This is a genomic window from Aquimarina sp., assembly GCF_977115655.1.
In genome coordinates this window covers 1-11,247 of the sequence record NZ_CDSBKO010000097.1, presented here as the reverse complement: position 1 = coordinate 11,247, position 11,247 = coordinate 1, and the positions used below count along the sequence as shown (strand labels likewise).

Below are 11,247 nucleotides of genomic sequence, written 5' to 3'. Positions count from 1 at the left end.
GGAAAGAAAATCGGACAAGCCGAAAGGGCAACTTACGTGGAAACAATTCTGTCGGCACAAACCGCCAGAGACGCATTAGAATCTCTCTACGAGAGTCCAGACGACCCAATCACGTCTGAAGAAGACTTCCTAAAGAGGGCAAAGCCCGAATCGCTAATAAAAAGAGACGCACTCGTGGCAGACTTCAAGAAAGCACTGATAGAGAGAGCAAAGAGAATGGGAAAGGAAATTCCAGTCCCCGAGGGACTAAACTTGGAATCAGCCCAAATGACGGATGAAGAAAAGCGGTACCTCGCAATCCTAATCCAGGAATATGATGACGTTTTCATGAAACCAGGGGAAGTCCTAAAGGGAACGTCGATGGTCGAACACCAGATCGAATTGAAGGATGAAACACCAATTAAGCAACCGTACCGTAACCCGTTGTCATACAGGCAGATCATAACGGATGAGGTACAAGACATGCTCGAAAAGAAGATAATCCAGCCATCTAACAGCCCATGGGCATCACCAGTGGTAATAGTAAAGAAGAAGGATGGATCCATCCGGTTCTGTGTCGATTACAGAGCCTTGAATGCGGTCACAAAGAAGGATAGTTTCCCTCTACCACGCATTGACGAAACACTGGCCACATTGTCAGGCTCTGTACTCTTCACAACATTGGATCTACAATCGGGCTACTGGCAAATCCTAATGGCTAAGAAAGACATACAGAAAACGGCCTTCTCTTGTCACGAAGGCCTATACGAACACATCATGATGCCGTTCGGCTTATCGAACGCACCGGCCACGTTCCAACGGCTGATGCAGTTCGTCCTCAAGGGCCTTCTTATGGAATTTTGCATGTGCTACCTGGACGACGTGGTCATCTTCTCAAAAACCGTCTGGGAACACCTGTACCATTTCAAGGAAGTATTGCAACGCCTGCGAGACGCCAACCTAAAGCTTAAACCATCCAAGTGCGAAGTGGCTAAAACAGACGTGCGATTTTTGGGACATATCATCTCAGCAGGAGGCATAAGGCCAGACCCAGGGAAGATCGAAAAGATCGCAGAATGCCCCTACCCCACATCAGTAAAACAAGTACGGCAGTTTTTGGGACTAACGGGCTACTACAGGGCATACGTGAAGGGGTACGGAGTAATCGCATCCCCCCTCTACGACCTGACGCAAGCCGAACAAAAGAACTTAGCGTTCTCCAAACGATGGAATGACGACGCAGCATTAGCCTTCGACACCCTAAAAGAAAAGCTTACCGAGGCACCAATCCTGGGTTATCCAGACATGAGCCTACCGTTCCGGCTGTATACAGATGCCAGCAACATCGGCCTAGGGTTCGTGCTGGCCCAGGTAGACAAGGAAGGAACCGAAAGGGTACTCCACTACGGCAGCAAGAAATTAGCTGACGCGGAAACACGCTACGCCGTGACTGAGAAGGAATGCTTGGCAGTGGTAAAAGCATTCTCAACCTTCAGGCAATATTTGCTTGGTGGGTTCGTCACAATCTTCACCGACCATTTGCCACTGCTGCGCATCCTGGACCGGTCGCGGAAAGCCGCGGATATTACACCACGTCTACTCAGGATGGCAATGATGTTAGCCGAGTATGACTACGAGTTGAAGTACGTGCCGGGAGCCAAACATACCAACGCCGATGCCCTGTCGCGTCCTCCATTTATCCCGTCGGACGACGACGAAGACGTGGAACCACTGAAAGCAATCGCCAAACTGAAGCAAACGAAGCGAGACTTGGCGGAGATGGTGAAAAAGGAAGAAAAAGACGGCACGAGGAAAGCCCAAAGGAGGCAAATCAACATCATCAGAAGGGTAATCCGCTCATGCGATAACCAAATAGAGGAGGAAGAACGTAAGATCAAAGAAGACCCACTAGTCGAAAACGAAGGCAAAAATGCCGAAACAAACGACAACTTAAGCCATAAAGGCGAAGACAAAAAGTCTCCCTCCTCAGGCAAAAAGCCGACTTCGGAAAAAGAAACAAGGACGAAGCCAACTCAAAAGGAGAAACAATATTGCATGCTAGTGGAAGTGGACCCAAACCTGGAAGAAAGCGAAGATGAAGAGGAAGACGACGCAGAAGCAACAATAGAGGCCGACCCAAATGACGTCGTAGACGAAGATACGGAGTACCGCAACCGCGAAGAAGCGGCAACAGGGGCCCTCAAAGAAAGCCTCCGCCAAGACTGCGACGACCTCAACAACGGCAAATACTTCGAGTATTTCAGCCTACAAGCACCATGGAGCAGAGAGGAGATAATAGACGCCCAGAGGGAAGACGACCTACTGGGGGAGCTCATCTACTACCTCGAGACATTGGAAATGCCGGACACAGAAAAAGTTGCAAAGTGGGTAGTGGCACAGGAACCATTCCACTGTATGTGGGAAGGTATCCTGTACAGGATAAAAAGAAGAACAACACCGATAGCACGGGAAAGAGTTGAGTTCCAGCTAGTAGTGCCAGACGTCTTTACCTACCCTTTGATGGAGATGCTCCACACTTCGAAGTATGGGGGGCACCTAGGGTTCGATAAAGTGCTGATGAAACTGCAGCAAAAATACTACTGGCAAGGAATGCAACTCGACCTGAAGAATTTCATCTCCGACTGCATCCCATGCGCTCGGTTTCGAAAAGGGGAAAACAGAAGAAACCCACTGCAACCCCTAAGGGCCATGTCCCCATTCCACATGGTAGCTATTGACGTAGTGGGACCACTCCCGGAAACCGAACGAGGCAACAAATACATCGTCACCCTCATGGACTATTACACCAAATGGCCCGAAGCCTATGCCACCAAAGATCAAAAGGCCACCACGATCGTAGAACTGCTCCACGAACGGATAATACCAACCCACGGAGTCCCACGAGTAATCATCACAGACCGGGGACCAAGTTTCACATCCGAACTGTTCATGTCAGAGATGGCAGCAACAGGAGCTCACGTGTGCTACACAGCACCCTACCATCACCAGGCAAACGGATTAGTCGAAAGATGGAACAAAACACTGCTGGACATGATAAAGCCACTAACAGAAGACAACCCCAGAAATTGGGACAAATTCATTGGGCCGACGCTGTTCGCATACCGATCGACACCACACGCGTCGACGGGAAACACGCCGTTCTACCTAATGCACGGAAGGGATCCAAACATCCCCATGGAAAACCCACTGTTCGAAATCAATAAAGAACGACACCGAACGGAATGGGCCGAGGAAATCACACAAAGAATGAGTGAAGCATGGCAGATAGCGGCAGAAAAGAACAGCAAGATGCAAAAACAATATAAAGAATATTATGACCGAAAAGCGGCAAACCGCGAATTCAATATAGGCGACCTGGTCCTCATGAAAAACAGGGAGAAATTGAACAGCAAAAGAATAGGAAATAAGTTCCACCCAGAATTCGACCGACTATTCCGAATCATGGCAATAGATAACAACAGTCGGCTGAAACTCAAACGGGTCGGCGCACCGATGAAACGCCCCGAATGGCACAACAGCGCCCTCTTTAAACACTTCATGGGATCGGAAGAAGCCTATCTACGATACGAAGGACGCCTCCGCCTCGCAAGAAACGGAATCCAGACACTCAGCGGAGAAGACGCACTCTGCAAGATATGTGGAGGGACGTACATAGAAGACTTAGCAAAGCCGGAAAATATCGTATGGTTGGAATGCGATGGATGCACAGATTGGTACCACCTACAGTGCGTCGGACGTGACCCTGAAGACACGGCCTGGGAATGCCCAGACTGTGAAGAAAGGGAATACTAGACGAACGAAAACGAACGAACGACATTACATTATTTTATACAAACTAACACACTTAATAACTTATTAAAATTATTAACAACTATCTTTAATAACCACTAGAAAAAGGCCAAAAAGGCCAAAAGTAAACAATCAATACCATTATAGGCACCAATCTAATCGCGTTCATTTTTATTCCAGCCATGCAAGAGGAAACAAGGGAAAAGCCCGACCCAACGCAACCATCCACGTCGGATGAAAGTCAGTGGATAAACCCTGCAACTCCATGGACGGACCCACGACATCCGTGCAAATACCTCGATGTCTGGATCAACACCGTGAGAGTCCTGGGCCACGAACTAGGGTCGTCCCTTCGAACCCTTTTCGTCGAGTACGAAAGCCTCCACCCGTTCGCCATCAAGCTCCTGCAGCGCAGGGAAGGTAACCAGACGACGGTGATCGGCCTCCACATTCCAACGGTGGAAATCAACCCGGACATCACCAAAAAGATCCGCAGCTGGGCGGTGAAAGGCAAAAGGCCACCCCACCCCCTGGAAGAAAAGTACCCGAGAGCAAAAGAGCTCATCCCTGCCGCCACATACAACGGGGAAGACTCACTGCATAGATTCGCAGTAGCCCTCGACACGTCAACAGCCGGGGGTATCCACGTCCTATGGGACGTTTCCAAGTTCAACGGCAGGGTACCAGCCCAATTGCAGGAGCTCCTCCAGGGCTCAGGGGTAACCTTCGTCTGGGACGAAGAACGGCAAAAGGAGGTCTGGAGAGCCTCATTCCCCAAGGACGCGTACCCAGCAAACGTCGTCAACGTGATCGATAAGTTCAAAAAGAACAACGACGACATCCCCAACCGCAGCGACGAGATGCGGCAACACTTTGACAAGAAGCAACGGGTGGCGGACCTGGGTACAACGCAGTACTACCTCAATCGGCTCCGACCCAAGGCGAAAATGAACCTCGACTGGGGAATGACGGAGCATTTGAGCACGTTGCTCGAAGAAGGAACCCAACAGGGGGCTATCCTAGACCTTTGGATGGCAAAAGTCAACAGCGAGAGGGAAAAGCCCATCTCACGCGAAGACGACAAGGAGACGTGGGAACTCCTACGCCAAGAAGTCCCGGTCACGGCATTCCTCCAGACGGCCCTCGATGCGTCGAGCGAGACAAAGCAACAATACCTGGAGCGAATACGGCAGATCCTAGCGGACGCAGACCGTCAATGGCGACGGATCTTGAATGTCGGACTCCACCGGGGAGGCTGCGTATTCGACACCTCGGGCGGGCGATCGGCACCAATGTCCGGCCGGGACCTGAACAACAAAAGCGCAGCTTTCGTCTTCTGCAATGGGATGGACGTAACGCAAAAGGCGCATGAAACAGAAAGGCTCCTGTCGAGCATTGACATCATGGCGCCGCGATCGGAGTACCCCAACTCCATCCTCGAACGCTGCAAGCCAAAAGGGCGAGGGATAGAACCCCCGGAACCAATCAGCTTCCGCCGCTACAACTACTACTCAACAACAACGAGAAAGCGGAATCCACCCACGCCCATCAAAATAGAAGACATCAAAGCAAAAGCAGCATGGCAAGAGTGGGTCACAGCAAACGACGGGGATGAAGATGGCGTGTACGGATTCGTACAGGGTAATATGACAATCCTGGGCGACGTAGCTGACCCGGAAGAAGAATATTGGACGGAGGAGGACAAAACGGACTCGGAGTGCTCGGAAGACACTCTGGGTAACAGACGGGTGAACGGCAAAAGGCCGGTGGTGTACCAGAAGAAAGGGGGCGATTTAGCGGTCGACGAGCTGATTTCTCGGCTGACACACAAAGAGCTCAGGGCTCAAAAGAGGGAAGTCATCCGCCAAAGGGAAGAACGGATGACCAAACGACGGGAGCGCATGATCGACATGACCCAGCTAAGGAACACCCTCATTGGGGGCGGGATCCCACTGACACAGAAGGAGCTTGACGCAAAGCTCAAAGACGAGTGGGAATGGAAGGATGCAAAAGGCAACCCCATTACCCACATCCACTGCGGCATCCGGATCCCACCGCCAACGTTGGAAACCTTACCGCCGGTCATGCGGTCGCAGGCGGTTAACGTCTACAAAGCAATGAAGTTCCGAGCGGCGGAAGAACTGGAAGCGTACGCTCGCCAGTGTCCGTTCACCGACGAGTCGCACCGGTCCGACCGCGTAATCCCAACAAGGATCGCACCCTACGTCATCACAGCGGTCCCAGCCTTCATCCCGCCCGGAAAGCCTCCAGTCAACAGGCAACTGCTGAACGCATTTGACCCACCTCCAATGCCATCACCAATCGGCGGCAGCGAACCGCCATCAGACACGATGGACATCAGCTCCACCACGGGCGAAGATGGCACCACGGTAGCCGCATCCACCATGGGGTCAGGTGGACCCGGCTCGGATGACGACAGCGATGCCACCTTTGACGACATCTCCTACAAAACCGCAAAAAGCGGACCCGCAACCATGGACATCCCGATCCACCGAACGGAGTCAACCACGCCAGGAGTGCCCGAGCTCAATGAGCAAGAGGTGCTAGCAGCGTCTCCGCAGAAGGAACGGGAAGCCAAAAAGGCGGGGGATAATGCAACAACACAAGAGGGGAGGGGACACAAATCAAGAGAGTACGCGCGCACGATGGCGCAAGTGGGGAAAAGAGCGGAGAGCGAGCGGCTCCACCGTGAAACCGAAGAACAGATGCAACTGGAGCAGCGGGACCGAGCCAACACGGCAACATCGCAACGGAGCGACGGGCCAGCAGAAATGGCGAACGGAAAATTCAACCAGCTGTTAAGCGAGAAGCAACAACAGCGAGCACAGCAAGCGTTTGCGAACGCCCAAGTGAACCGCCCTCGGTCGGCCCATCCAGCTCTGCCGCCGTCCTTCGACGACATGTTGGAACAGCCAAGGCCAACAGGGCCAGACGCACAAAACCGACTCCTCCCCATACGCCAGCCACAAGAAAAACTAATACCAATGTCAACTGAGGGGTTGGCCTGGAACGCTCTCGGCACAGGATTGTGCACCCCCACCAATATCGAAGCCCTCGCTATGATCGGCAAACTGGTTGCCGAATACAACATTGGCAGCAAAGACGAGTTTCCCGCGCCCAACCTCAACGAGCTATCCGACACTCTTGATGAGCTCATGGCGAACATCAAAAGTTGGTCGGGGGAAAACTTGCCCACGCTGTCAATCGATGCAATGATCGACGCAGGCAGGGCATACAAAGAAGCGAAGGCCCTACGATCTTCTGTAGTCCAGAAGAATAGTCAACTACTGGACCTAGCACGGAAGGTGGCGAATGAACGGACCAAAGCAAGAGCGCTGATGCAAGCAGCCAACCACCATATCGCGGGACTCCGCACCAGATGCGAGGCCAAAGAGGTCAACGCTCAAGCGGCGCTGCAAGAATCCAATGATGGATGGAACGCAACCCTGGCACTAAACCGGGAATACGCAGCCATCATCGCTCAACAGCGTGACCAGATCGAACGGTTGGAAGACGAAAAACGTCAATACACGTCGGCTCTGAACCGACTACCGCGGATGGGTCCACAACAAGATCCTGCACCTTATCAACCACCATGGGGAATGAGTCAACTACAACAACAACAATTCAGACAAATCCAGCAACAACAACAACAACAGTACGAGCAACAACAACAAAAACTACAACAACGCCAACAACAACACCAATTGAAGCAACAACAAGAGCAACAAGCTCGCAAACAACAACAACTACTACGGGAGCAAGAGCAACAGGCTCAACTCCAGCAACAGGAAAAAGAACGACGACAACAATACGAAGCACAACAGGAACAAATTAAACAACAAGAACAACTTAGACGACAACAAGAACAACAACTCAGAGAACAGCAACAAGCTGCACAACAACAGCAACTACTACAACTACAACAACAACAACAGTACCAACTACAGTTACAACTACAACAGCCACAACCGCAACCACAACAGCCGCAGCAACCGCAACAAATACAACAATATTGGACACAACAACAGCATTACCAACAACAGCATTACCAACAACAGCAACAGCCGCAACAGCAACCATTCATCCAACAACAGCAACAATTTATACCACAACAACACTATAACGTGCAACAACCACTGACAATCAACACACAACAGCAGCAACAACCAACATATGGACACCAACACAACATCGAATTGGGGCTACGGCTAACACCGACACAGCAACCGCCGATTAACCCGGTCCTGATGGAACGATCAGACGACGCGCCGTCATCAGACAGTCCTAGCGACGAACAGACCCTTCAACGGAAGGGCCAACAAGCTCTACAACGACGCGCGGCGGATGAACGCAAAAGGGAACACGTTAATCGGCAATTGCGAACCATGAGCGAGCATCGCACCAAACACGTTTCACCGGGGCAAGCGAAAAGCGCAACTAGGGCATCGAAACTTAAAGACTACTCAGTCTCGCCAGAAGAGTACATCAAGCTGGGAGCAAAGCCAAAAAGGCAATCGCGGAAACAGGAGCGACAATCACCGGGGACAAGTTCAAGGGACAACAGCGGCTCGAGTACACCAGCAATGGATGTCATCGACTGTCGCGTCCCGAAGGACGACATCTTCAGCGACACAACGCCCAAATCCGACGCCAAATCGACCACCCCTAAAGAGCGCAGACCCAAACAACCAGCAAGCCCCCTCACATTAGCCTCAATTCAACTACCAATGCCAAAGGCAATCACAACCACAACAAAGAAACGCAACTCTGACAGCAACAACGACGACACCGACGACAAGCGACAACGACAACACAGAAGCCTCAGTAAAAACAGGGGATACGGCGAAGGCAAAAGGCCAGCGGCGCAACCTACTCAGGAACCAGACGGAAAGCCGGAGGGTCGGGACTACTCGCAGGAAGTACGGGGCAACCTGGAAACCTCGGAGAAACCACCCGTAAGGCTCCAGACGGAACCTGAGAAACCGATACCGCTGGTCAACCTAGCATCCCCCAGCGACGGATACATCACGGTCAGCAGTGCTGAGGACACACCAACAACCGACACAGGATACACCACAAACCCAACAACACCGACCAACCCCGAGCCGCGACCAGCCCATGGGGTGACGACCCCACCACCTCCCAAAGATCACGACTACATCCGAGGGAGAGGGATTGGCAGGGGCAGAGGGAAGGTCATAAGGACCGACGACAACGACTCATCACACTCCCCACCAGGAGACCAAGGTCAACAGGACCGATCATCCGCCAACGACAGCACCAACGAATCGGCATCGGTCTACATGACGCCGGCGCAGTCGTTGTTATCACTGGCGCCGTCGTCGCGACCAGCTTCGCCGATTCCCCCCAGGGAACCGACACCGGGGCAGAAACTAGGTATGAAATTTCTGCACCGGCCGGTCAACTATAGCCTCACGGCAGCCGAACAACGCAAAAGGCGTATGGATGAACACAACCGGCTGCAAGTCCAAAGACTCCGGATTTCACTGGAGCATTTGACGGCCAAAAACAACGAGGCCGCCGCTCAGAACCGGCGCACCCAAGAACCAGCCTTCGGTTGGATCTTCTATAATCTGGAATGGATGGTCCACTGGCGGCCCCGAGGCCTGTGCCTCCGATTGGCACGGCGCTACTTCACCACGGTGGACCATCTAGGCCATGAAATCATACTGCCCGACAATATCGCCGGGATCATCAAAGTCCAAGTCACCACCGCCATGAAAGACCTCCGGCACCACCTGCTGCAAACACACCCTTCCGTCACCCTGACGGAGCAACAATTCCTGTCTTGGCTCACATCGGTGGAACGGATGGCGCGCCAAGATTACATCGCAGCGGAGCGGAGGACTCTCAACGAAGGCGACTATGACCGCCTCATCACAGCCCTCGCACGCCGGCTGCGGATGTACATCAGCAAAACGATCGCAAAAGGCGAAAAGTTGTATAGAAAGCTGCCCACGATCGCAGCGATCCCACTCATGCCGGATCAGATCCAATTCGGGGGTCGAAATCCGGAAGTGATGTACGGGATCTTCATGGGAGTGGAGAGGTACTGGCACCCACGGCAAGCGTTTGCAAGGGCGCTCAGAAACCTCCCCATCAGAAATTACAACGAAGCCACCGGAGTCGCCGACCTGCCTCCCAACATCCTCACGATGGCAGCGCGTCTCGGCGAATTGACGACGGAGCAGCTGGAGGGTTTGGAAGACCTCATCGTCGAAATGACGGCGGGGGACTTCTATGAAAGCGATCGGAGCGTGGACGATGGGGGCGACACGGACTATGAGGATGATGACAATGCAGGTGCAGGCGCGAGCGCCATGGCACAGAACTAATAAACATTAGCCATAAGGGCAACCCACTGTCGGGGGGTTGTCACGTCGAACTTTCACTTAAGGTGGGACCGACACCCACCATAACTCGTACCAAATAAACAGGGAGTGGGAACCCCCTAATTGTTGTGAAATTTGTGTCAATTCCAAAAAGTGACATTCCTGTAAATTTCTATTTTTTTATAACAATGTACTGCAATGTCGAGCCAAAAAGGCCTAATTCGTAATTATCAATTAATCAATTCAGCTTTAAAATAACATTACTTTATTTTTTTAGTCAGCCTTAAACTGCTTTAAAAGAGGAAAAGCCTCAAGTCAAATAACTAGTAATATCAATAGTATATTTAGCATTTTTCGCAAAGGGAAAAGCCCTTAGAGACCGATTTGAACCTCATGTAAAAAGTGTAATTTTATTTTTTTAACTCTTGCCATCCACGGTACTGCCAGTCAAATTTTTCATGCACTGTATTTTACTTTGGGAATACGTTTTAAATATGATACTGCATAATTTTTATTTTCGATGCCAGGGGACGGCATCGGCTTGTGGAGAGGGGGATGTCAGGATGTAATATCCTGGCCCCACTCTTCTGCCGATCTCGTTCTGGAGCTGTGTGTGCTGCACCATCCGTGGGGCGACACACACATCCCCACCCGCACCCGGCGGGCCGAACATATAAGTCCAAAATGGACAATCACATGTATCTTTTCCAAATTGATGCATTTCATTACCTCGGGTATTTTTGAATAATGTTGTTTGATTCTGTACGTATTCTGTATTTTATAAATAATACGCCTTCGGGGGTTTTGGGGGTCCAGTTTTGAACTGGATCGCCAACACTCACTAGCTAGGGGGCGGTCCCCCATAAGACGTTGTGTTTTACAAGATTCAAATTATTAGCTAAGTTAAGCATATAAGTCCAAAAATAAGACTTAGCGTAATTTGTAAGCTTAGAACCACGTCCGGGACAAAGGACACCCTTAGTTAGGCCAACTCATACTTTAACCAGTATTTTGACCAGTATTTAGGTCAAAATGCATAGCTAGGTGCTTTAAGACCTAATATTTGATGGCGGAAATCGTC

General features: G+C 51.3%; 2 protein-coding genes. Both read left to right on the top strand.

Going from position 1 to position 11,247, the window contains the following annotated elements; translation table 11 throughout:
* Positions 1 to 36 precede the first annotated feature (36 nt).
* The gene (locus ACZIYX_RS22725; protein ID WP_462684558.1) at positions 37 to 3,792 is read left to right on the top strand and encodes a reverse transcriptase domain-containing protein; all 3,756 of its coding nucleotides are present in this window, start codon (positions 37 to 39) and stop codon (positions 3,790 to 3,792) included.
* A 179-nt stretch (positions 3,793 to 3,971) separates the two neighbouring features.
* Positions 3,972 to 10,169: a hypothetical protein gene (locus ACZIYX_RS22720; RefSeq protein ID WP_462684557.1), complete on the top strand. Its 6,198-nt coding sequence runs from the start codon at positions 3,972 to 3,974 to the stop codon at positions 10,167 to 10,169.
* Positions 10,170 to 11,247: the final 1,078 nt, after the last annotated feature.